General features: G+C 57.0%; 17 protein-coding genes and 3 tRNA genes. 11 read left to right on the top strand and 9 right to left on the bottom strand.

From position 1 onward, the window contains the following. Positions 1-184 precede the first annotated feature (184 nt). The 5 genes from VEV40_RS07775 to VEV40_RS07755 all read right to left on the bottom strand — a co-directional run bounded on the left by VEV40_RS07775 (position 185) and on the right by VEV40_RS07755 (position 6,666). Positions 185-1,180: an aldo/keto reductase gene (locus VEV40_RS07775; RefSeq protein ID WP_324831356.1), complete on the bottom strand. Its 996-nt coding sequence runs from the start codon at positions 1,178-1,180 to the stop codon at positions 185-187. 15 nt (positions 1,181-1,195) lie between these two features. Continuing rightward, positions 1,196-1,591, bottom strand: coding sequence for a (R)-mandelonitrile lyase (locus VEV40_RS07770; RefSeq protein ID WP_324831354.1), 396 nt, complete (start codon positions 1,589-1,591; stop codon positions 1,196-1,198). 16 nt (positions 1,592-1,607) lie between these two features. Beyond that, the gene (locus VEV40_RS07765; RefSeq protein ID WP_324831352.1) at positions 1,608-2,711 is read right to left on the bottom strand and encodes an NAD(P)-dependent alcohol dehydrogenase; all 1,104 of its coding nucleotides are present in this window, start codon (positions 2,709-2,711) and stop codon (positions 1,608-1,610) included. 31 nt (positions 2,712-2,742) lie between these two features. Then, on the bottom strand, positions 2,743-3,153 hold the full coding sequence (locus VEV40_RS07760; protein WP_324831351.1) for a DUF2255 family protein: 411 nt from the start codon (positions 3,151-3,153) through the stop codon (positions 2,743-2,745). A gap of 96 nt (positions 3,154-3,249) precedes the next feature. Next, entirely contained in the window at positions 3,250-6,666 is a 3,417-nt protein-coding gene (locus VEV40_RS07755) for an ATP-binding protein (protein ID WP_324831349.1), read from the bottom strand. Between the two features lie 485 nt (positions 6,667-7,151). Between VEV40_RS07755 and VEV40_RS07750 the strand changes: the two genes are divergently transcribed. From VEV40_RS07750 to VEV40_RS07740, 3 genes are all read left to right on the top strand, one after another. Further along, entirely contained in the window at positions 7,152-8,507 is a 1,356-nt protein-coding gene (locus VEV40_RS07750; RefSeq protein WP_324831348.1) for a class I SAM-dependent methyltransferase, read from the top strand. A gap of 77 nt (positions 8,508-8,584) precedes the next feature. Further along, a complete protein-coding gene (locus tag VEV40_RS07745) occupies positions 8,585-9,073 on the top strand; it encodes a (2Fe-2S)-binding protein (protein ID WP_324831346.1) in 489 nt (162 codons plus the stop codon). Beyond that, positions 9,063-11,174 (top strand): xanthine dehydrogenase family protein molybdopterin-binding subunit, encoded by a 2,112-nt coding sequence (locus VEV40_RS07740; protein ID WP_324831344.1) that lies wholly within the window; start codon positions 9,063-9,065, stop codon positions 11,172-11,174. Before VEV40_RS07745 ends, VEV40_RS07740 begins: the two co-directional genes overlap by 11 nt. A gap of 157 nt (positions 11,175-11,331) precedes the next feature. Here the strand turns inward: VEV40_RS07740 and VEV40_RS07735 are convergent. Continuing rightward, positions 11,332-11,407: transfer RNA gene (locus tag VEV40_RS07735), tRNA-Cys, on the bottom strand. 45 nt (positions 11,408-11,452) lie between these two features. Continuing rightward, complete coding sequence (locus tag VEV40_RS07730; RefSeq protein ID WP_324831343.1) at positions 11,453-12,109, bottom strand: peroxiredoxin; 657 nt, start codon at positions 12,107-12,109, stop codon at positions 11,453-11,455. A gap of 362 nt (positions 12,110-12,471) precedes the next feature. On the opposite strand from VEV40_RS07730, the gene VEV40_RS07725 reads away from it, so the two are divergent. From VEV40_RS07725 to VEV40_RS07705, 5 genes are all read left to right on the top strand, one after another. Further along, positions 12,472-12,822: a PadR family transcriptional regulator gene (locus VEV40_RS07725; protein ID WP_324831342.1), complete on the top strand. Its 351-nt coding sequence runs from the start codon at positions 12,472-12,474 to the stop codon at positions 12,820-12,822. A gap of 17 nt (positions 12,823-12,839) precedes the next feature. Further along, positions 12,840-15,503 (top strand): ABC transporter permease, encoded by a 2,664-nt coding sequence (locus tag VEV40_RS07720; protein ID WP_324831340.1) that lies wholly within the window; start codon positions 12,840-12,842, stop codon positions 15,501-15,503. Positions 15,504-15,567: 64 nt separating this feature from the next. Continuing rightward, a complete protein-coding gene (locus tag VEV40_RS07715) occupies positions 15,568-16,455 on the top strand; it encodes a PhzF family phenazine biosynthesis protein (RefSeq protein ID WP_324831338.1) in 888 nt (295 codons plus the stop codon). Between the two features lie 553 nt (positions 16,456-17,008). Beyond that, positions 17,009-17,440: a response regulator gene (locus VEV40_RS07710; protein WP_324831335.1), complete on the top strand. Its 432-nt coding sequence runs from the start codon at positions 17,009-17,011 to the stop codon at positions 17,438-17,440. A gap of 36 nt (positions 17,441-17,476) precedes the next feature. Then, positions 17,477-18,184, top strand: coding sequence for an ABC transporter ATP-binding protein (locus tag VEV40_RS07705; protein WP_324831334.1), 708 nt, complete (start codon positions 17,477-17,479; stop codon positions 18,182-18,184). A gap of 3 nt (positions 18,185-18,187) precedes the next feature. Here the strand turns inward: VEV40_RS07705 and VEV40_RS07700 are convergent, their stop codons facing one another. Continuing rightward, complete coding sequence (locus VEV40_RS07700) at positions 18,188-19,744, bottom strand: winged helix-turn-helix domain-containing protein (protein ID WP_324831332.1); 1,557 nt, start codon at positions 19,742-19,744, stop codon at positions 18,188-18,190. Between the two features lie 297 nt (positions 19,745-20,041). On the opposite strand from VEV40_RS07700, the gene VEV40_RS07695 reads away from it, so the two are divergent. After that, entirely contained in the window at positions 20,042-21,139 is a 1,098-nt protein-coding gene (locus tag VEV40_RS07695) for a hypothetical protein (RefSeq protein WP_324831330.1), read from the top strand. 83 nt (positions 21,140-21,222) lie between these two features. On the opposite strand, the gene VEV40_RS07690 is transcribed toward VEV40_RS07695, so the two are convergent. After that, on the bottom strand, positions 21,223-23,115 hold the full coding sequence (locus tag VEV40_RS07690; RefSeq protein WP_324831328.1) for a pyrroloquinoline quinone-dependent dehydrogenase: 1,893 nt from the start codon (positions 23,113-23,115) through the stop codon (positions 21,223-21,225). 129 nt (positions 23,116-23,244) lie between these two features. On the opposite strand from VEV40_RS07690, the gene VEV40_RS07685 reads away from it, so the two are divergent. Both VEV40_RS07685 and VEV40_RS07680 read left to right on the top strand, forming a co-directional pair. Beyond that, positions 23,245-23,319 (top strand) — tRNA-Gly (locus VEV40_RS07685). 84 nt (positions 23,320-23,403) lie between these two features. After that, positions 23,404-23,478: transfer RNA gene (locus tag VEV40_RS07680), tRNA-Cys, on the top strand. Positions 23,479-24,466: the final 988 nt, after the last annotated feature.

Genomic DNA, 24,466 nt, shown 5'->3' with positions numbered 1-24,466 from the left:
GTTTCTCCTCGAAGTCCTCAGACACCGCCTCTTGAGGCGATTATGCGCATCGAGAGGTTTGGGCACAAGGGGATGTATGTGAAAATCCGTGGATAAACCGTACTTAATTCGGTTCCCAGTGTTGGGTCAGAGCAGATCCCAACACTCGAATTCTGAGCATTGGTGCAGAGAAAATCGGAGCAAACTACCGCCCAGTCATCTGCTCCAGTCTTTCAGGGTAGCGGGCGCCTTGCACTGTGATCTTTGAGGCAGCGATTTCGATGTCCCGGAGATCGTCGGGCGTAAGTTCGACCGCAGTTGCTCCGATGTTCTCGTCCAGGCGATGGAGCTTTGTCGTTCCTGGGATGGGCACCATCCAGGGCTTCTGGGCGAGCAGCCAGGCGAGCGCGATCTGCGCCGGTGTTGCCTTCTTGCGGGCCGCGATTGCGCCCAGCAGATCAACGAGGGCCTGATTCGCTCTGCGGGCTTCCGGAGTAAAGCGAGGGAGAGTGTTGCGAAAGTCGGAACTGTCAAGGGTAGTATTTTCGTCAATCTTTCCCGTCAGGAATCCCTTGCCCAAAGGGCTGTAAGGAACGAAGCCGATTCCGAGTTCCTCAAGAGTAAGCAGTATCTCCTCTTCAGGACGTCTAAACCACAGCGAATACTCGCTCTGGACCGCTGTTACAGGTTGGACAGCATGTGCGCGGCGAATCGTCTTCGCGCCTGCCTCAGAAAGGCCGAAATGCTTCACTTTGCCTTCCCGGATCAGGTCCTTTACCGCTCCGGCCACGTCTTCGATGGGCACGTCTGGGTCAACCCGGTGCTGATAGAAGAGATCGATGGCATCAATCTTGAGCCGCTTGAGCGAAGCATCCGCGACCTGTTTGATGCGCTCGGGGCGGCTGTTCAGGCCCTGCCAGCCTGGACTGCCATCAGGGTTAAGGTTGAAGCCGAACTTGGTGGCAATCACCACCTGATCGCGCAATGGAGAGAGCGCCTCACCGACAAGCTCTTCGTTGGTGAAGGGGCCATACACCTCTGCCGTGTCGAAGAATGTGATGCCGCGTTCAACCGAGGTCCGGAGAAGCGAAATCATCTCCTGCTTATCTTTGGGCGGACCATAGGAAAAGCTCATGCCCATGCAGCCGAGCCCGAGAGCCGAAACTTCCAGATTGCTTTTGCCGAATTTGCGTTTTTGCATTTGCTTGCACTCTCTTCACTTTCGGTATTGTTCGTCGCTGACCTGTTCCATCCAGTCGACGACCTTGCCGTTGAGTCTTTCCTGAATGGCGATATGGGTCATGGCTGTGGTTGGCGTCGCGCCGTGCCAGTGCTTCTCGTTGGGCGAGAACCAGACCACGTCACCGGGACGGATCTCCTCGACTGGTCCCCCTTCGTGCTGTGCCCAGCCGCAACCGGTCGTGACGATGAGCGTTTGTCCGAGCGGATGCGTATGCCACGCGGTGCGCGCGCCTGGCTCAAAGGTTACGCTGGCGCCTTGAACAAGCGCGGGATCAGGCGCCTGAAACAGAGGATCGAGTCGTACTGTTCCGGTGAACCAGTCTGACGGATCCTTTGCAGAAGCTTGCGAACCGGCTCGTTTGATTTCCATGGTTTGACCTCCTCACCTACTCGGATTTCAGAGAAGCCATATCGATGGAGAAGCGGTACTTCACATCGGACTTGAGCAGCCTCTCGTAGGCTTCGTTGACCTTCTGGATGGGAATGACTTCGACATCGGAAGTGATGTTGTGCTGGCTGCAGAAGTCGAGCATCTCCTGCGTTTCGGGAAGGCCACCGATGGGCGAACCTGATAGGCTGCGGCGTCCGAAGATGAGGCCGAAGACACCGACAGGCAATGGTTTCTCAGGGGCGCCTACCATGGTGATGTTGCCGTCACGGCGGAGAAGTTGAATGTAGGCGTTGATGTCGTGATCGGCAGAGACAGCGTCGAGGATGAAATCGAAGCTGCCGGCGTGCTTCGCCATCTCATTGGCGTTACGGGAAATGACAACTTCATCAGCGCCCAGGCGCAGCGCGTCTTCCTTCTTACCTGGTGAAGTGGTAAAGACGACGACGTGTGCTCCGAGGGCATGCGCGAACTTGACTCCCATGTGGCCGAGTCCGCCGAGTCCGACGACGCCGACCTTTTTGCCCTTAGTCACTCCCCAGTGGCGCATTGGTGAATACGTGGTGATTCCGGCGCAGAGCAACGGCGCGGTTCCGGCAAGATCAAGGTTGGATGGGACGCGGAGCACAAAGCGCTCTCTGACGACAATGCTGTCAGAGTAACCGCCGTAGGTCACCCCGCCCAGATGCTTGTCCGGGAAGTTGTAGGTCAACGTAATGTTCGGGCAGAACTGCTCAAGGCCCGCATTGCATTCGGGGCATGAGCGGTCGGAATCAACCAGACAGCCGACTGAGGCGAGATCCCCGGGCTTGAATTTGGTAACGGCGGAGCCGACTGCGTTAACACGGCCTACGATTTCGTGGCCGGGCACGCAGGGATAGACGGTAGGCATCACGCCGCTCCACTCATTGCGGACCTGGTGAAGGTCGGAGTGGCAGATGCCGCAGAAGAGGATTTCAATCTGCACGTCTTCCGCAGTGGGAGTGCGCCGCTGAAGCGTAAACGGAGCCAGCCCGGAGGTTGCGCTTCGGGCAGCAAACGCTTTGGAAGTAAATGTAGCGGGAGCGGTTTCTTTTCCTGGTTTTACTTCGGTCGTAGCCATGTGTCCTCCATGTTCCTTGGTCTGGTTTGAATCAATCTTTGGTGGCACTCGGTCGCTTAACCGTGCCGTTGCGCGGCATAATCCTGATTGTCGCAGAGCGTGCGCGAGCGGCAATCATCGGCTTGAGGTATGGGCTTCCATGATACTTCGCCCTGTAGGCATCGTCGATGCGGTCATTGATTTGGCCGGCGACGGGCTTGAAGACGACTTCCTTCATCATGCCAGCGGCGATGATCCGTCCGGCCTTCTGCTGTACTGCGGCCTTGTACCAACGAGAGTTCTGTCCGTGGTAGCCGCGCACATAGAGGGCGTCATCGACTGCGACCGACCAGATCCACGTAGGCGTGCCGTAAGTCACACCGTCCTCACGAAACGGCGCGATGTGCAGGTCATCGGCTTCGGCGATCCTGCGCAGTTCGTCTTTCGACCATGTAGTTTGCATTGCTTGCCTTCTATTTCCAAACCTACAGAGAAGGATTGTTTGTTGCCACAGCAACTCGCGATTGATCAAAAGCTATATATGCAGGTTTAGCCAGACTTATAGATATGGGTTCACGCCCGGCTCCATGGGCAGAACGATGGAGAAGGTAGTTCCTTTACGGCATGACTCGCTCCGTGACCGCACTTGAATGATGCCGTGATGCTTCTCAACGATCTGCTTCGTTACCCACAGTCCCAGGCCTGTTCCGATCGTGCCCTTGGTAGTGAAAAAGGGCTCGAAGATGTGCTCCAACGAAGTTGAACTGATCCCTCTCCCATTGTCGGCTATAGTGGTACGAGCGCGACGGCCTTTGCTATGGGCCCCCGTGCAGGTAGATATACGTATGCTGATTGTGCCTTCTTCGTCGATGGCGTCCAGGCTGTTCGCCAAAAGATTCGAGAATACCTGCCGCAGCTCACCGGCTACAGCCATCAACTCTACATCAGCACGCCATTCCTTATGGATGTTGACTTGTTTCTCCGTGATTTTGCCTTTCAGCAAGTCGATTGCAGAATCGAGCAGAGCATTGATCGATGTGAGCGCCGGCGCATTTGATTCGCGATAGAACCCCAGTGACTGCCGCGTGATATGGGCCACCCGTTTCAGTTCTGCATCGGCCATTTGCAGGCTTTGGCGCGCGGACTCCGGTAGACCGTCGATAGTCTGTGCGAGAAACAGCAGATTTGTCACAGCCTCCAATGGGTTGTTGATCTCATGAGCGACGGTAGCGGCCATTCGCCCCATTGAAGCGAGTTTTTCGCTGCGAAGAAGCGCATGCTGCGCCAGCTTACGGGCAGTGATATCGCTTGCGGTTCCGAACCATTCGATGATCTCACCGTTCACGTCCAGCAGCGGAATGGCGCGAGAGAAGGTCCAGCCGATAGAGCCATCCTCACGTAAAATCCTGTGCTCCAGTTCAAGTACGCTCTTTGTCGGTATGGACTCCCGGATTACGGCCAGCACAGCTGGCCGGTCATCAGGATAAACGTATTTCTCCAGCCAGGTCCGATTTGGCTCATCGGTATCGGCAATAAAATCCCGGCCGCGCAGCAGACGCATCTCGGCCCAATCCGGGCTCATGCGATACACCGCATCGGAGCTGGCCGCTACCAGAGCGCGGAAACGCTTCTCACTTTCGCGCACTTGGATTTCAGTCTCTCGGCGAAGCCGCGACAGTGCCAAAGTATTTTCGACGCGCGCAACCAGTTCGCGGGCCGAAAACGGTTTTGTTAGATAGTCATCCGCGCCTGCAGTTACTCCTTCTACGCGGGATTCCTCCCCTGCGCGAGCCGAAAGCAAGATAACCGGAACCGATGCGGTTCTTTCATTGGCGCGAAGAGCCTTCAATAAACCGAAGCCATCGAGCCGGGGCATCATGACGTCCGTCAGCACTAAATCAGGAGGATGTTGAAGCGCGGATTGCAGCGCGGCCTCACCATCAGGCACGGCCACGATTTCATAGGCGCCGGTCAGCAAACGCTGCACGTATGCGCGCATGTCGGTATTGTCTTCAGCGAGTAAGATGCGGGCTGGTTCCTTCGCCTTCACCTTTGGCAAGGTCGTTGCCGTCACCTCGTCTTCGTTTTCGCCTCCGGGAAGCCATCGCAGCGCCTCCTGAAGATAAGCGCTCGCAGCAATTGTGGTGGAAGCAGAACTGCGAACAGCACCGATGCGTTCCGATGGTAGAGGGCTTGACCCAAACGGAATTGACACTGTGAAGGTGCTTCCTCGTCCAGCTTCGCTTTCGACGCGGACTTTCCCGCCGTTCAACTTCGCCAGCTCCTGCACAAGCGCCAGGCCGATGCCCGAACCCTCATAGCTCCGTCCGCGCGCATTTTTCACCCGATAGAAGCGCTCGAAAATATGTGGAACATCCTCAGATGCAATGCCATCGCCGGTGTCGCGCACCGTTAATTCGGCCTTATCGCCCATGCGCTTGAGAGATACTTCGATGAAACCCTGCAACGTAAATTTGAAGGCATTTGAGAGCAGATTTAGAACGATCTTCTCCCACATCTCACGATCCACATAGACGGGTGCATCCAGTGGTGGACAGTTAACGGAGAGTTTCAACCCAGCGCGTTCAATAGCCGAGCGGAAGACGCTGGCCAACTCAGCAGTCAACGCGGCCAGGTCTAAGGGTTCATAAACAGCCTGCGTGCGGCCGGCTTCTATGCGTGAGAAATCAAGAAGTGTATTGACCAGCTTAAGCAGACGCAGACTGTTGCGGTGGGCAAGCTCCAGCCCTTCGCGTCGCGCTGGGGGCAACTCCTCCGGCCTGGCCAGCGCATCTTCAATCGGCCCCATCAGCAAGGTCAGCGGAGTCCGGAACTCATGACTGATGTTGGTGAAGAAGATTGTCTTCGCTCGATCAATTTCGGCCAGAGCTTCGTTTCGCTTACGCTCCTCTTCATATGCGCGCGCATTGGTAATTGCGGTTGCAATCTGCGCCGATGCCAGTTCCAGAAATCCTCGATAAGAATCATCGAACCGCAATCTGGGACTGATTCCGGCAACGAAAAAGCCCGCGAGCTGATGAGCGATATTGGATTCGATGGGGACAACGGCAGCGGAGTGCGGAGGATCAGACCATGGTCCAGGCGGAAGACTACCGAACCTGCCTTGCAAATCGTCCACTAGGAGAACCTGTTGCTGCAACCGGGCTGCGGCAAGTGGCCATGAACTGCCTGTCACAGATAAATCCAGAAGTTCGGGACATAGCGTCTTGCATTCTGCGATTCCTGCTTTTCCTGCGAGACGCGCATATCTGCCGTTTTTCTCGGTCAAATAGATCAGGGCAAAGGGAATGTCTTTAGGATGGTTCGCGAGAGTAGCGGCTGCGACGGCACAAGCTGCCTCCGCTGTTTTCGCTTCGAACGGCCGCGTGCCCAGATCGCGCAGCGCCGACACACGCCGCTGGCCAACTACCTTTTCAGTGATCTCATGCACGGTTGCCAGCACTCCTCCGATTCCGCTCGGCGCTGTGTCGTCGGGCACAGCGCTGTAGCCAATCGTGAAGTGTGTCTCCTCTTTGAATCCGAAGCGGTTCACCTCCAGAGGGATGTCCTCCATCCATGTTGCTGGACCGCCTTCAAACGGTGTTCTGGCAAGCGGCCCGAGCACATCAAAGACTTCGGACCAGCACTCGCGGAAGGGTTTGCCGAGAGCAGCGTGAGGATGCTTGTCTCCCAGTACCGGCGTATAGGCGTCGTTGTACAGTTGATGAAAATCGGGGCCCCACCATAACAGCATGGGGAAGCAATTGGCGAGCAATAGCCTAGTCATGACCTTCAGCGTCGGAGACCAGGATTCGACCGGGCCAAGAGGTGTTTTTGACCAGTCGAATAAGCGCATCAAGGTGGCCATCTCTCCACTTCCCACGAAGACATCGTGGCCAGCCGCCATCTTGCCCTTAAGAGATTTTCCGTCTGTTAGATCATCGCGCATTGAGGCAATGTCCGACGCCTTACTCACCACTCGTGCCTCCACTCCATACGCGCATCTCAGGCGGATTTGTATCGGGAAAGACCCTCATTAGCGATCAGATTGCAGCCGGTTCATAGCGCAGTTTCCTGGGCGCATCGTCATTTTCTGAAACTATCGCCCCGAATCGCATCACGCCGAACGACGACAGTCCACAGCTTCTCGTCGCGTCCATCCGGCAAAGACTTTGATGCAGATTTTCGACATGCTGCAATTGCTACAAATCGGAATTCATGCAGAATGGATGGGATCGGGCCTGAGCCCTCGATGCCGTAGCGTGCTTTCTCTGGTGTCAGTGAAAGCGGTGGTGGTATCGTCGGTTTGGCTTATATGAAAGACGAGACGCTTCGTGCAGGAAACATGCTCGGCACAAAAACCGTCTTATTCAACGAACTATCACATCGAATTAGATGCATGCTGCCGGTACCGGCCCCTCAGCCGGCGAAGCCAGAAAGCTCAGGAAAGTGATGAGAGCTATGACATCTGAATCAGTCGAATCGCAAAGAAACAGTGCGCTAAATGCGTTATTCAAGGGATATGAGGGCCTGGCATTCGCCGTTCGTCTCTGGGATGGATGGCGATGGCGTTCGGCGGTGGCGGGCGAGCCAGTATGCACGATTGTCCTTCACTCTCCTGATGCGCTAACGACGTTGACGGAGCGGGCTAGCGAAATCACGCTGGGCGAAGCCTTCCTATCAAAGAAGATTGACGTCGAGGGTGATCTTTTCAGCGCCTTCGACATTGTCAAATATGTCTTTCAACGTCCGCGCGGCCAGCTGCAGCGCGTGTACGAAACGATGGCGGGTGTTCTCTCTGGGATCAGCCAATGGCGGAAGGCAGGGAAGATTCATTCTGAGAAGCGGGACAAGGCTTCCATCTCCTACCACTATGACCAGTCAGCGGATTTCTACCGGCCGTGGCTGGGGCCGTCGCTCGCCTATTCTTCGGCGTATTTCCAGTCGGAAGCGGACGGCGTGGATGCGGCGCAGGCCAATAAGCTGGACCTGATCTGCCGCAAGCTGCGGCTGCAGTCGGGCGAACGCTTTCTTGATGTCGGCTGTGGCTGGGGCAGCCTGGTGCTTCATGCGGCTTCAAGATATGGGGTCCATGCCAACGGGATCACCTTGAGCCATGAGCAGGAGGCCGTGGCTACGGACCGCATCGAAAAGGCTCTTTTGAAGCAAAATTGCGATATAGAACTGCTCGACTACCGCAAGGCATTGGAGCGCTTTCCCCTTTTTGACAAGATTGCCAGCGTGGGCATGTTCGAGCATGTGGGTCTGAAGAACTTGCCGCTTTACTTCCAGACGATTTTCAATTTGCTGAAGCCGGGAGGCGTCTTTCTCAACAGCGGAATTACACGGGCACCGGTCTCGCATGGCAGCAAATCTTTTCTGACTACCGCGATCGTGCCTTTTCTCCGCAATGTTCTTCACCTTACGCGTCCGCACGGCTCGTCCTTTATTGACAGGCATGTTTTTCCGGATGGAGAGCTTGTCACGTTGCCGCAGGTATTGCAAGCGGCGGAAGGGGCTGGCTTTGAGGTGCGCGATGTGGAGAGCCTACGCGAGCACTATGAGATGACTCTTCGCGGCTGGGTGAAGGAATTGCAGCGGAATGCCGATCAACTGCTGGCGCACGTTTCGGAGAAGACGTATCGTATCTGGCTGCTTTACATGGCGGGCTCGGCGGCTGCGTTTCGTAGGGGGGATATCAGCTCCTATCAGGTTTTGTTGAGCCGCGCGGATGACACCGGAAACAGCCATCTTCCTCTCACACGTGAGGACTGGTACAAACCGAGGAGCCCTGACGGCAGGATGGTCGCGGCATGAGCCGGTCTGAGATTGGGTTGACAGGCGTATTCTGGTTCGTTCGCCATTACAACTTTGCTATTTAAAGGAGGTTCCGAATGAACGACTTCCTTCTTCGCATCAACGGTTCGGAGATGCGTGTTCGCGCGCCCGGCGATGAGTCACTGCTCTCCGTTCTGCGCAACCGGCTGCATCTGACAGGCACGAAGTATGGCTGCGGCGAGGGACAATGCGCCGCGTGCACTGTGCTGATTGACGGCCAACCGCAGCGGTCATGCCTGACGCAGGTCTCGTCGGTGGCGCATGCGCGAATCACGACGATTGAGGGCCTTGAAAGCAGCGGCGCGCTCAGTCCGGTGCAGCAGGCGTTTCTGGAGGAAGAAGCGTTTCAGTGCGGATACTGCACGCCGGGTATGGTTCTCGCCGCCACGGCGCTGCTGCGTGAGCACCCTCATCCGTCGGAGCCCGAAATCGTCAAAGGCATGGATGGCAATGTGTGCCGCTGCGGAACGTATCCGCGCATCGTGGCCGCTGTGAAGCGCGCCGCGGAACTCCAGTCGAAAGGAGACGCGAGCCATGCCGGTTAATGAGATTCGCGAGCGCGTGCACTGGTTCGAGCTTGACCGGCGCGACTTCCTGAAGCTGTGCGGAGGCGGGCTGCTGGTTGTTCTTGGCGGAGGGACGGGCCTGTCGCAGGAAGCTGGGCACGGCTTCCGCGAGCACGAGCTACCGAAGGAAGTAAGCGCGTGGGTGCACATTGATGAAGACGGCAGGGTGACGATCTTTACCGGCAAGGTGGAGATCGGCCAAAACATCCGCACGTCACTGGCGCAACTTGTGGCCGAAGAGCTGCGCGTTCCGTTTGACTCGATCACGGCGGTGATGGGCGACACAGACCTTACGCCGTGGGACATGGGAACCTTCGGCAGCCGCTCGACGCCGACGATGGGGCCGCAGCTTCGCACCATGGCATCAACGGCGCGGCAGATGCTGGTGGAAACCGCGGCGCAAAGATGGAAGGCTGATCCGGCAACACTGGTGGCCGCAGACGGGCGCGTGACCAATCCGAAGAGCCGCCAATCGCTGACCTACGGTGAAATCACGCATGGAGAAAAGCTGACGCAGACCGTGTCGGGTGACCCGCCGCTGACTCCGGCGATTGACTGGAAAATTGCTGGAAAGCCGCATTTCAAAGTTGATGGCCGCGATTTTGTAACTGGAAAGCATCAGTATCCATCGGACATTGTTCGTCAGGAGATGATGTTCGGCAAGATGCTGCGCCCTTCAGGGTTCAACGCAACGCTGGCGTCTCTGGACACGAGCGCGGTGGAGAAGTTACCCGGGGTGAAGGTCGTGCGCGACGGTGAATTTGTGGGCGTGGCGGCTGACGACGCGTTCATCGCGGAACAGGCGCTCGCTGCGATTCAGGCAAAGTGGGATGTGCCTGCGCAAATTTCGAACAAAGAGTTGTTTGATTATCTGCGCAATAATCCTGAGAGGGAAAACGGAAGGCCACAGCCGTCCAGTGAATCTGAATCTGTGTCGCAGGCGATGGCCTCGGCTGACGTAAAACTTGACCAGCAATACACCGTTCAGTACATCGCGCATGCGCCGCTGGAGCCGCGCGCGGCTGTAGCGGAGTGGAATGGTGACAATCTTACGGTCTGGACGGGAACGCAGCGTCCTTTTGCCGTGCGCGATGAGCTGGCGGAGACGTTCCGCATCTCGCCAACAAAAGTCCGCGTGATTATGCCTGACATGGGCAGCGCCTACGGGGGCAAGCATACAGGCGAGTGCGCCGTTGAGGCGGCCCGTCTGGCAAAGGCCGCAGGTAAGCCGGTAAAACTGGTGTGGACGCGCGAAGAGGAATTTACCTGGGCCTACTTACGTCCGGCGGGGTGGATTGAAATTCGCAGCGGCGTGAGGCGCGACGGCACCCTGGTCGCATGGGAGCACCACAACTACAACTCGGGACCTTCAGCCATTGACACGCCCTACAGTGTTGCGGCAAAGCTAACTGAGTTTCATCCGACGAAGTCGCCACTGCGGCAGGGATCATATCGCGGGCTGGCTGCCACGGCGAACCATTTCGCACGCGAATCGCATATGGACGAACTGGCCCACGCCCTCAACATGGATCCACTGGAGTTCCGAATGAAGAACCTGAACGATCCGCGATTGTGCGCTGTTTTTCAGGCAGCGGCGGAGAAGTTCGGTTGGGGAAAGACAAAGCCTGCGGCGGGACATGGCTTCGGCATCGCAGGCGGAGTCGAGAAGGGTGGATATGTAGCTACCTGCGCCGAGGTCGAAGTGAATTCAGCCAAAAAAGTGAGGTTGCGCCGCGTTGTTCAAGCGTGGGAGTCAGGCGCGATCGTGAATCCCAATGGCCTGCGCAATCAAACAATGGGCGCAGCGGTGCAGGCCATCGGTGGAGCTCTGTTCGAAGCCATCGAGTTCAGGGACGGACGTATCCTGAACCCGCATTTTGCCCAGTATCGCGTTCCCCGCTTCAGTGACATGCCTGAAGTTGAGATAGTGTTGATCGACCGCAAAGACCTGCCCTCCGCGGGAGCGGGCGAGACGGGAATTGTGGGTCTTGCGCCCGCCGTGGGCAATGCCATCTTTGCCGCGACAGGAATGCGCCTGCGCGAGATGCCAATGGCGGCAGGTGGTGAAGTGAAAAGTTGATAGTATGTGCTTCGCGCGGTCTGACTGGACAATTAGGATAGGGTCTGACCAACTGGATTTCAGAATCACGATAATACTGTGACACATTGCGTTCGTCTGCGAATTCCCGGAAAAAGCAAACCTGGGAAGCTTGAAATTGATGTTAGCAACTAACCTATGGAGCACCGGGCGGGAATTGAACCCGCGAATACTGGTTTTGCAGACCAGCGCGTTAGCCACTTCGCCACCGGTGCCCGTTGTCCGCAGCAATGATCACGGCGGACGGATATCAACACATCCTACTTCGGCTGCGCGGCGGTGCGCAGGTATGGCTTGACCGTCTTGTAGCCGGGGAAGAGCTTGTCCGCATCTTCGTTTGAGACGGCGCCGCTGATGATGATCTCATCGCCCTGTTTCCAGTTCGCGGGCGTTGAGACCTTGTGCTTCACCGTCAGCTGCAGCGAGTCAATCGCGCGAAGAATCTCATCGAAGTTGCGGCCTGTCGCCATGGGATACGCAAGCGTCAGCTTGATGCGCTTGTCCGGCCCGACCACGAAGACCGTACGCACGGGGAAGTTGTCTGCTGGAGTGCGGCCGACGGAGGTATCGCCAGCGCTCGCCGGCAGCATGTCATACAGCTTTGCGACTTTCAGCTCGGGGTCGCCGATGAGCGGATACTTCACCGGATGTCCGCCGACATCTTGAATATCGGAAGCCCATCGGGTGTGGTCGCCCACCGCGTCTACGCTCAGGCCAAGAACCTTTACGCCGCGCTTGTTGAATTCGCCCTGGAGGGCGGCAACAACGCCGAGCTCCGTGGTGCAGACGGGGGTAAAGTCCTTCGGGTGGGAGAAGAGAATGGCCCAGTTGTCGCCGATCCACTCATGAAAGTGGATGGTGCCCTGGGTTGTTTCTGCTGTGAAATCAGGCGCAACATCGTTAATGCGAAGTGACATTTTGATTTTCCTCTCGGGGCAATCCCAGTCTTTCCTTTGAAATAGAAAACCCACCTCGGCAGCTTGCTGTGGGTGGGTGTTTGAGCTTCAGTACCGGACTTCGCTCTAGGAACACGCCCGCATGGCGCAGCAGCGACAGCAGCACATACACATGCAGGTTCGAGCGAATTCGTTCATCGTGGTCTTCAGAATAGTCCGCTGGTCGCTGGCGTGTCAATCTGCTTGAGCCCGGAGATAACGGCTAGTTCCGTGCAGCTCCGACAAAGCGTTCACTCGCATGTTGCCCAAATCCAAAAAAACTTCACATAGTCATTCGAGTGGAGTACTATACCTTCCATAGTCATTCGAGTGGAGAAACGACTGTGGTTATCAAAAGACCTCCTGATGCTGGCGACATTCTTCAGGGCACGCTGGATATGCTTATCCTGCGCACATTGGTGATGGGACCTGCGCACGGACACACGATTGCTGAAGTCATAGAGCACACTTCTGAAAATGCCCTTGAAGTTGAACAGGGATCGCTCTATCCCGCGCTCCATCGTCTTGAAGACCGAGGCCTGCTTTCTTCCGAGTGGGGTGTAAGCGAGAACAACCGTAAAGCAAAGTTTTACCGGCTTACCAGCAAAGGGCGGAAAGAGCTCAGCGCAGCCACTGGTCGCTGGCGGAGGATGACTCGTGCCATCGGTCTGATTCTGGGTGAATCGAACGAATAAAGCAGGAGGAAACGCAGATGAGCATACGGCGCTTCACGGACCGCACCCGAAAAGATGAAGATCTGGCCGAGGAAATCGAGTCTCATCTCGCTCATGCGCAGGATGCCAACACCGCCCGCGGCTTGTCTCCTGAAGAAGCCCGGAGGCGCGCCTATGTGCGCTTCGGTAACCCCCGCTCCACTCGTGAGCGTGTGTGGCGCGATCGGTCGCTTCCTTGGCTGGAAGACCTGTGGCGCGATCTTCGCTTCGCTCTGCGCGGGCTCGGCAAGACCCCAGGATTTACCATCATCGCCATTCTCGTCATCGCCGTCGGCATTGGAGTGAACACGGCGGTCTTTTCAGTCATCAACGCGGTATTGCTCAAGCCGCTTACGTATCCAGATCCGCAGTCGCTGGTGGAAATGAGGAATACTGGCCCACAGGGATCGTTTGCCGGTGCGAATATCCCGAAGTTCAATATCTGGCATCAGCAGACCAGTATTTTTAACCAAGTCGCGGCCTATGACTTTGGTGGAGCAGGGCTGAATATTACTGGCGGCGACCATCCCGAACAGGTACAGGGCATTCATGTTTCTGCAGATTACTTTTCCCTGTTCGGCGCCCCGGTGGTTGCCGGACGCACCTTTACCGCCGCAGAAGACAGTCCGCACGGTGGACATATCACAGTGTTGAGCTACGGTCTCTGGAAGAGCCGCTACGGAGCTGATCCGAAGGTAGTCGGCACAACGATCCAACTGGATGGCGAGCCTTATCTCATTGTCGGTGTCATTGGCCGAGGCTTTGTGACCGACACGCCGGCGGATCTCTGGGTGCCTTTCCAGTTTGATCTGAACTCCCAGGACATGGCCCACTACTTCACCGTGGCCGCGCGTCTTAAGCCCGGAACCACGCTGGCGCAGGTCAACGCACAGTTGCGGCTCGCCGCCGATGAGTATCGGCACATCTACGGGAAAGATTCTCTGCCCCCCAATGGCGGATTCGGCGTTGTCTCGCTGCAACAAGCGACAATCGGCGATACGCGCTTTCCTCTACTCGTCCTGTTGGGAGCTGTAGGTTTCGTTCTTCTCATCGCCTGCGCCAATGTTGCAAACCTGCTGCTGGCCCGGGCCTCGTCGAGGAAGCGTGAATTTGCTACGCGCGCCGCTCTCGGAGCCGGTCGCAGTCAAATCATCCGCCAGTTGCTGACAGAAAGCCTCACCCTCTCTCTTGCGGGCGGAGTGCTCGGCCTCCTTCTTGGATTCGCAGGCGTTCGCTTTTTGCTCGGGATTAACCCCGGCAATATTCCACGCATCGGAGAAGATGGTTCCGCCGTAACCCTCGATATCCATATCTTGCTCTTTACACTTGGTATTTCTCTTCTCACGGGAATCCTCTTCGGCCTTGTCCCCGCAGTCAGCGCATCTCGTTCGAACCTCGCCGCTACACTCAACGAAAACGGTAGCCGTGCTGGAGTTGGTTTTCGCAGTGACAAGCTCCGCTCCGCGTTTGTCATCGGCGAAATGGCTCTTACTCTCGTGCTTGTCATCGGCGCAGCCCTGCTTGTCCGCACGTTCTTTAAGCTGCAGGCCGTCGATACCGGTTTCGCCACGCACAATGTAATCAGCATGGCCATGTCCATGAGCGGCGATCGCTTCCAGAAGACAGCCCCCGTCGATCAGGTCATCCGCGACGGCACAGATCGCGTGCTCGCTGTTCCCGGAGTTCTCGATGTCGGTGTAACGAATTGCCTGCCAATGAACAACAGCTTTGGCATGATCTTTGATGTCGTGGGCCGTCCCAAGGGAAATTCGCCTTTCACCGGAGGCGCAGGCTTCTATTCCATTTCTTGGCGTTACTTCAACGCACTCAAAATTCCGCTGCTGCGTGGGCGCAGTTTTACCGAGCAGGATGATGGAGCCGCGCCTGGCGTTGTCATCATCAACCAAGCGATGGCCCGCCAGTACTGGCCCAAAGGCGACCCACTCAAAGATCGAATCCAGATCGCACCCGGTGCTGGGCCTGCCTTTGCCGAAGGGCCGCGTCAGGTCGTCGGCATTGTTGGCGACACGCACGATGACGGTCCAACCCGCGATCCCTTTCCCATCATGTACATTCCGCTGGCACAAATGCCGGACCTTGAGACCGCGCTCAACTCCCGAGTAGCGCCGCTCTGGTGGATTATCCGGAGTCAGGCTGACCCGCGCACCCTTGTGCCTCCTGTAACCGCTGCTCTTCGCGGTGCCAGCGGCGGCCTGCCAGTTGCGCATATTCGCACCATGGACGAGATCGAAGCGCGTAATATCGCGCGTCAGCGATTCAACATGCTGCTTCTTACGGTGTTTGGATGCGCAGGCCTGCTCATGGCTGCCATCGGCATCTATGGAGTCATGTCCTACTCCGTACAGCAGCGTACCCAGGAACTCGGTGTTCGCATGGCGCTAGGGGCGCAGGCTTCCAATCTTCGCAATATGGTCGTCAGGCAAGGCATGGGGCTGACGCTGATAGGTGTGGTCATCGGCACTGGCGGAGCTCTTTGGCTCACGCGTTTTCTGGCAAGTTTCCTCTTCGGAGTGAAAACCTTGGATCCGATCGCTTTCGTTGCGATGCCTTTCTTGTTGAGCGCAGTCGCCCTGGTCTCGATCTGGGTTCCCGCGAAACGCGCTACCCGCGTAGATCCGATGACAGCGCTTCGCCTCGAATAAAATTGGTAATCCAAAATTGAATCCCCGCAGACTGCAAACCCATGCAGTCTGCGAAACTTGATCCATGCGCGAACTCGAATACCGCCTCTGCGACGTGTTTACTGACTCACCGTTTCAGGGCAACCAGCTTGCCGTCTTCGCAAACGCCTCGGACCTGACTCCGGCAGAAATGCAGGCGCTTGCCAAGGAGACAAATCTCTCCGAGACAACGTTCGTTATTCGCCGCCCGCGTGCCATGGAGAAGCTGCGCGGCGTGCGCGTCCGCATCTTCACCACGCAGGAGGAGTTGCCCTTCGCCGGCCATCCTACGCTGGGGACGAGCGCTTTCATCCGGCAATTTCTTCCCGAATATGCGGATCGCGAGATCATCACGCTTGAGTTGAATGTAGGCGCAATCAGTGTGCGGTTTTCGCCGTCCGCATCAGGGCCTCTGCATGGCGAGATGACCCAGCCCGATCCAGTCTTTGGGCAGATACACGATCCGGTTGCGATTGCGCAGGCCATCGGCATCACGAGAGAGGATCTTGCCGAAAATATGCTGCCGCAGACAGTTTCGACCGGTATGCCGTTCTGCATCGTTCCCTTTCGCTCGGTCGATGCGCTTTCGCGTCTGCGCATTGCAGCATCGACGGCGGAAGAATATCTGCGCAAGAGGGATGCGAAGTTTTTCTACTGCATTGCGCCTGAGCTGCAAGGCGTGTGGCGCGCGCGTATGCAGTTCTACAACGGCGAAGACCCGGCCACCGGATCAGCGGCGGGCTGCGCGATTTCCTATCTCGTGCGGCATGGTTTTGCCGCATCCGATGAGCAAGTGCACATTCGTCAGGGCATTGAGATGGGCCGTCCGAGCGAAATCGGCGCGCGCGCGAAATTCGACGGTGCCTCAGTTCGCGAAGTGCGCGTCTCAGGCCGCACTATTTTCGTGGCAAGCGGACGCTTTTTCCTTGAATGATTCACATGCTTTCAACAGGCCCGTGATCGCGCATCGCCAATAACGACGCTGCAAAATCAAAATTCAATGAATCTCCAGTAAAAAAAACACAACATCTTCGCTTCTCATTCCCTCTTTACACGCCACCTTGGGATTCGTACTCTTGGCAAGCGTTTCTGAAATAGGAACGCAACTTTCGCTGATTACTAACAACTGAATGAGAGCCAGAGTGCGCGGCGTGCGCGCTTGCGGCTGCTATTGTATGGCCTGCCATCGTCCGGAGTGTGACCCGAGAAACGCGCAGGCAAGCAGTGGCTGCCTGGTTGTTGCGTCGGCAACCATGCCCGCCTTTGGCTTCGACCGCGTCCCGCGTTGAAACGGGAGCTGCGGCCCCGCGCATGAGCGTGGAGGAAGGTGTGTTTTTCAAAAACAGCCTCCACGCGGCGCGGAAGCCCGGACTCGTTTCAATTTCGATGGATTGCGGCCCGACAATCCCCCGGCGGGCACGCGCGATTCTGAGTGTGTCTGCGCTCATAACCGCTCCGCCAATGCTCGCGGAGCAGCAAGGAAGTTTATGAGGCCAAGGAAAGTAATTCTCTGCGTAGACGACAATGAACAAGCACTCTCCGTTCGCAAATTTCTTCTGGAAACTCGCGGATACCGCGTCATCAGCGCACTCTCATCCGAGGAAGCCCTGGACATCTTTCGCACAGGCGGCATCGATCTGGTCCTGAGCGACCTGCTGATGCCGCAGATGGACGGCAATGAGCTGGTGCGTCGCATGAAGGAACTTACGCCGGAAGTGCCGATGATTCTCGTCAGCGGCACCGTCAAAGCCTTTGATCGCGCCAGTCACGCTGACGCCTTTCTCCCCAAAGGCGCATGCACGCCGCTGGAGCTGCTGGAAAGAATCCGCATCATGAGCGCGCGCAAGCGCGGCCCCAAGAAGACGCATCGGCCATACCACTCGCTTGAGCCGCAGACTGCCGTGGCGGCCATCGCCTGATCCAGAAAAACACAGGGCTGCATTTACAATCAGAGAGTGCAGCCCATCATCACCGCGGACAACCTGTCAAAGGTCTATCGCACGGGAAAAATCGAAGTCCCGGCCCTTCGCAACGCCTCCTTCGCTATCGAGCCGGGAGAATTCGTCAGCATCGTCGGCCCATCCGGAAGCGGAAAATCGACGCTCTTTTACATTCTTGGCGGCCTGACCCGTCCTACATCGGGGCGAGTCATCATCGGCGGCACGGACTTCAGCTCGCTGAACGACTCAGAGCGTACGCGCATGCGCCAGACGAAAATCGGCTTCGTCTTCCAGCGGTTTAATCTGCTGCCGACGCTCACAGCAATTCAGAACATCGAAATCGCTTACGAAATTTCCGGGCGCAAAGAGCCGCTCGACCACGGCTATTTGGAGCGGCTGACCGACTTGCTAGGCATCAGCGGACGCCTCAAGCATCGCCCCTCAGAACTTTCAGGAGGAGAGCAGCAGCGTGTGGCCATGGCGCGCGCATTGATTACACATCCCGCAATTATCCTGGCCGATGAGCCCACCGGCAATCTTGACAGCAAGAGTTCCGACGCAGTTCTTGACATGCTCATGCGCTCGAACCGCGAGTTGAAGCAGACTGTGCTGATGATCACGCACAATCCGGACGCGGCCACCATCGCGGACCGCATCCTGCACATGCACGACGGTGAAATCGTTGGCATTGAGGCAGGAAAGCGTCAACTGACTCCCCAGTGAATTCTACTTTTTGTTTGTTTCGTCTAATTCAGGCGTGAGGCCAACCTGCTTCACAATCGCCTGAAAGCGTGGATCGGCACGCATCCGGTCAAAGACCGGATCGACATTCAGATAAATCAGTGCGCTGGCGCGTTCCTCGACGGCTTTTTGCAGCCACGCAAGGCAGTTCGGCTTGTCATCGAGGGCGGCATATACGGCCCCGATTTCAGCCGACGAAATGTACCGCTCCTGTGCATCATTCACCAAGGAAGCAAGAATCTGGCGTGCTTCGCCACCGAGCCGCGAAAGCGCATAGCATCGTGCGAGATACGCCTGCGCCACCGGATCGCCATGGGACAGATCAACGCCCTTTTTAAATTCTGCGCACGCCTCTGTCAGCCGACCAGTATATAGATAATCCAGTCCGAGCACCCGGTGCGCCTGCACAAAGGCGGGGCCTATCTCGATGGCCTTGAGCGCCTGCGGAATCGAACGGTCGTATTCCCGGGCCATCATGTGGTGCCAGGCCATGTGCTCGTTGATGACGCGGTCCGTGGGAGCGAGGTAGAGCGCCTGTTCGCTCTGCGCGTGCGATTCCATGACCCTGCCCTGCGCCATAAGCTCATGTGAATACCAGTGGTGCGCGTTTGCATCGTTGGGATCGAGCGCCAGCGCCCGTTTGAATTCCGCTTCTGCGCCTGCCCAGTCCCAGTCGTAGGTGAGCTTGATGTATGCCAGAGAGGTGTGTGCGTCGGCCAGACCCTCATCGAGTACGAGCGCCTTCTTTGCCGCATCTTCGGCCTTGGGCATGGCAACCTTCGGAGCGAGAAAGCTGTTCCCATACGATCCCGCAGTAATGTAAGCGTCGGCCAGACCGGCATAGGCATCGGCATATTTTGGATCAGCGTCGATGGCTTCCTGAAATAATTCCAGGCTCTGCTGCACCGATTCGACACTGCGCATCTTCCACAGATCGCGGGCGTGGGCGTAAAGGGCCACGGCCTGCGTATTTCGCGTTCCTGCCTGACTGCCTTGCGCGAAGCCCGCACTTCCTCTATGTCTCCATCCCCACAACTCCGTAAGCAGCGTGATGACGACAATCACCACCACAGCAGCGTAGACCCATGACCTTGATTTCCTGTTTTGAACGACCGTAGAGTGCGATCCGTTTCCGGCTGACTGGCTGGGAAGCGGCGGAAGATTTTCTTGCTCAGGCAACCCAGGAGTGTCGCTAGTGTCCGCCTTGTCCGAGGTTGTCGACGATTGGCGTACGGCTGCATCGAACCGATATCCCTTCTTTGGGACGGTAGCGATGTATTGGCGTCCATCAGGCTGCTCGCCCAGGACCTTTCTGAGCAGCGAGATATTCACCGTCAGGTTGATTTCTTCGACGAAGCTGTCCGGCCAGATTTCCTGCATCAGCTCATCACGGTTCACCAGATGCCCATGACGCTGCACCAGAGCAAGCAGCAACTCAAAGGCTTTGGGCGCGAGAGGTACTGGCGTCTCTTCCCGCAAAAGCAGGTGTTCCGAAGGGACAAGGCGGAATGGCCCGAAGTTATACTGTGCGCTGTCCACCATCGGCGCGATCCACGCGCGAACAGGCCCAACAAAATCCCAAGGTTTCCCTAAGCATAGTCCAAAGTCATGAAAATAAGAGGCGGATTTCAATACCAGGCCGCTTGAGGCAGTAGTTCGGAATGACGCTCCACAGCGAACAAGGTTCAATGAGTTAGCCCCATATCAGCATGCCTCGCTTATTCCCAAGCTATCTTTCAGTCAATCCAAACGACATAAAGCTCACTCTTTTCGTACTTTTCTCACCGTCGGCAGCAACCCCCAGCAGCCCAACTTCAGAAACGAAAAGGACGAAAACCCATGCACCTCACATACAGCTCTCACATTCGCAAGACAGTAGCAGCTCTCACCTTAACGGCGACCAGTGGTCTCTGCTTCGCCCAGTACCGCAGCGACGCGGACGGCCCGTTCCTGCCCAGCCCTGTGCGCAGCGCATCCACCGTCCCCGGCAACGGAGACGTCAACCCGTACGGCGTGGCTTTCATCAAGAACAATTTCCAGACGGCAGGCGGTCCGCTGCAGCCCGGCGACGTTCTGGTTTCCAACTTCAACAACAACCAGAACCTGCAAGGAACAGGAACTACGATTGTGCGCATCCCTAAAAGCGGGCCGCCGACGCTCTTCTTCCAGGGAACAGCACCGCTCGGTCTTTCGACCGCCCTGGGTACGCTCCAGTATGGCTTCATAGTGGTCGGCAACCTGCCTACCGCTGATGGCACATCAGGAACGGCACAGGCCGGCTCGCTGCTGGTCATCAACAACCAGGGAAAGCTGGTGCAGACCATCACTAGTCCTGACATCAACGGTCCCTGGGACATGGCCCTCGTGGATCGTGGCGATCATGCCATCGCGTTCATCTCGAATGCCATCAGCGGCGCCGTCAGCCGGCTTGATTTTGCCGTGAGTCCTGCGGGACTGTCGCTTCTGTCCTCAAAAACCATCGCCTCCGGATACATGCACCGCGGCGACCCGGCGGCCCTCTTCGACGCTCCTACCGGCCTGGTCTATGACCATCACCGTGATGTGCTCTATGTGGCCTCGACCCTCGACAACGAAATATTCGCCGTGCGCGACGCTGCTGACCGCCGCCACGACGACGGCCCGGGCGAAATCATCTACCAGGACAACCAGCATCTGCATGGCGCGTTGGCCATGGCCATGGCCCCGAATGGCCATCTGCTGGTGACGAATAACGACGTCATCAATGCCGATCCCAACCAGCCGAGCGAGATCGTTGAATTCACCACCAACGGCCAGTTTGTCAAGGAAATCCCTGTCGATCCGAACTTGGGCGGTTCCTTCGGACTCAACGTAGACACATCAAACGGCTCGGCCATGCTCGCCGCCGTTGACGACAACATGGCTTCGCTCATGATCTGGACGTTGAAGCTCAACTAAGCGCCTCAAGCAGAACTGAAAACAGACTGCCCACCCATCCTTTTGCGAAAACCCGCGCGAAAGGATGGGGTTTCACTTACCTGCTAGGGTAGTGCGAACGCTACAATCGCATCGCTCTGCTTTTCCTCAGTGATCTGAGCATGACCGCTCGCAGCAATCACCACATATTGCTTCCCGTTCATGCTGTACGTCATCGGAGTTGCGTGGCCGCTGGCTGGCAGTTGTGCCTTCCAAACCTCTTTGCCGCTTTCCGCATCGAATGCGCGGATGAACGGATCCCAGGTCCCCGCAATGAACACCAGTCCGCCCGCGGTTGCGATGGAGCCTCCAAGATTAACGGCCCCCGCAGGCGCAGTTGCACTGAAGCTGCCCAGCGGCACCTGCCAGCGAATTCTTCCTTCTGCCATGTCTACCGCCGTTAGCATTCCCCACGGCGGAGGAACACAGGGAAGATGGTTTGAAGGAGAAACCAGCCAGGCGCGAAACATCCCATACGGCGCGCCTGTCTGCGAGGTGTATTGGCCGTCGTCCGCCTTACTGGCTTCGGCGAACTCCGCGCGCGGAATCACTCTCGTCTTCGCCGGATAGTTGTTGGTACTCACGAACAAAAGATTTCTTACCGGATCAAAGGTATAGCCGCTCCAGGTCATTCCGCCGACGTGTCCGGGTATAGCGAGCGATCCCTTCAGGCTTGGCGGCGTGAAGATGCCTTCATTGCGCAGGCTGCGAATCTCCGCGCGGCAGGTCTCGCGATCCTGCGGCGTGGCTCCCCAAGCGTCGTCGGCGGAAATATGCTGCGGCGCCAGTGCCGGAGGCGCAACAGGAAATGGCTGTGTCGGCGAGGTTACTTCTCCCGGCACATCGCTTTGCGGAACAGGGCGCTCGACGACCGGGAAGACCGGCTTGCCCGTATCGCGGTCAAGCACATAGAGGAAGCCTGTCTTGTTGCCCTGAATCACCACAGGAACTTTTTTACCGTCATGCGGCAACGTGGCCAACAGCGGCGGCGCGGCGCTGTCGTAGTCCCAAAGATCGTGATGAACGAGCTGAAATCCCCACGCGACCTTTCCTGTCTTTGCATGCAGAGCAACAACGGAGTTTGCCCATTTGTCGTCGCCCGGGCGCAGTCCGCCATAATAGTCAGGGCTGGCGCTTCCCGTGGGAACAAAAACCAGGTCGCGCTGCTGATCCACCGTAATAATTGACCAGGCATTCGCGGCCCCAGTAAACCAGCTTTTGACATCTTCGTGGTTTGGAGCAATCGGGTCCCAACTCCAGCGCAGAGTCCCCGTCCGCGCATCGAAAGCGCGCACTACGCCGCTGGGCATGTCGGCCCGCGCATTGTCGTCAATTGCAGAACCCACAATCACCATGTCGTCGATGACTGCGGGCGGAGACGTCATGTGATACCAGCCTGACCTGAAATCGGGAACATCGCGCAAGTTGACCTGGCCGTCCTTGCCGAAATCAGCGCATGGAGTTCCGCTCGCTGCATCCAACGCGATAAGCCGCGCATCGATGGTGGCCTCGAAGATCCGCCGATGACATGCTCTGTCCGCAGCGCGTCCCGGATCAACCCAGGTCGCAGCCCCGCGATTGATCAACCCGTCGCCCGACTCCCATTTCTGGTCGATGTGGGGATCGTAGGCCCAGCGCTGTTTCCCGGTTGCCGGATCAAGCGCAATTACGCGATTGAACCCGGTGGTCAGATATAAAGTTCCATTCACCATCAGGGGTGTTGTCTCCAGGCCGCTGCGCTTGCGCCCGTCGCTGCCGTCGGAGATGTCGCCCGTATGAAAGACCCACGCAACCTTAAGCTGCGTCACATTTGCCCGATTGATTTCGGAAAGGGGCGAATATCGCATTCCGCCCGGATCATTGCCGTAATTCGGCCAATCCGACTCAGCCGGGCCTGTTTTTGATTGCGCGGCGAGGTTGGCTACAGACAGAAACAGCAAAACGCACCAAATTTTCATGGAGTCATCATGGAGGACTAATTGCTTTGCCCGCAACTGACTTCATTTGGGTGGCATTCAGGCAGGTACCCAGTGGCTCTAGTTACATTGACCGTGCACAACATGAGCCGATATACTCAATAGAGAATCGCGGGAGTAGCTCAGTGGTAGAGCATCGCCTTGCCAAGGCGAGGGTCGCGGGTTCAAATCCCGTCTCCCGCTCCAGTCGCTGCAAGCCGGGTTTTCTCCAAAAAACCTGCCCGCCGGCTGGCTTCATCACCGCCTGTTGAAGTAAGATTTCCTGTCCAGGGCGCGGTACCCAAGCGGTAAGGGAGAGGTCTGCAAAACCTTTATGCGTCGGTTCGATTCCGACCCGCGCCTCCAATTCCTTCAATCATTTACGGCAAGCATCGAACCGGCTGGTTGCCGGTACGGTTGCCATTTGTCGCTCAAATCTCCGTAAACATGCCCAATTAGGCTGCTTCTGCCACGGAAAATCTGCTGTTTAGCTGTCTGCTCAGCATCTCTGCCGCCACGTCTGCCGATCCATCAGGAACGTGTGCGCAGTACTTGAGAAGAATATCGAGTCGTGAGTGGCCATGCATTGTTGCGCTGCCTTGAGGGGCACGCCAGCCTCCACCATCCGTGTCGCTCCCCAGTGACGGAGGAGACGCCAAATGATGTGCGGTATCGTGGCCCGAAAGGAATGTTATTGAGCAGCGACTCAGTGTCTGGTCGGTCTGCAATATGGGCAGGTGACTATAAGCTGACTTGAGGATATCTATTCCAAGATTGATGAGTGTATTGGTGATTTATCACTCGTTGACTATGGCAGAAGCGATAAATGGCGCCCGCCACAATACTGTCTCTTGAGTGGTCCATCTACCGAATACGATTCAATCTAGCAAACGGGACATACTCAATCTAGCTTGTGGGAGTAACTACCTGCTGTTCAAAGGCTATGTTGCATTGATCTTGCGGAAATAGCCAGGCTTTAGCAATCCTCGAATCATGCGCGACTGCTTCACGCGAGTTTGCAGCACCTAATGGGCGAGTACTGTTACTTGGGTTACTCGCACTTAGGGAATTTTTCTCATACTGGCGGAACAGCTTGTGACTTACAGGCTAAGATACGACTAAACCTAAAACACAAAGTGCAACAGTAGGAAGTAGATGTTTTAATTCTGATCCTGCTTTTGGAAACTGAGGGCGGTGATAGAGCTGTGCCCCTGTTTGCTCAAGAACAAGTACAGGCGTGTCTTCGAGCAACGACTGTGTCCGCAGGCAGTGCGAACATCAAGGCATGGTGAGGGACGGTGCTCACCTCCAGTCCGGGACCCCGAAGCGCATCGGGTCCGGAAGCTACCTCGAT

The sequence above is a fragment of the Alloacidobacterium sp. genome (assembly GCF_035631355.1).
In the GTDB taxonomy this organism is placed as follows: domain Bacteria; phylum Acidobacteriota; class Terriglobia; order Terriglobales; family Acidobacteriaceae; genus Alloacidobacterium.
This window is presented reverse-complemented; position numbering and strand designations above follow the sequence as displayed.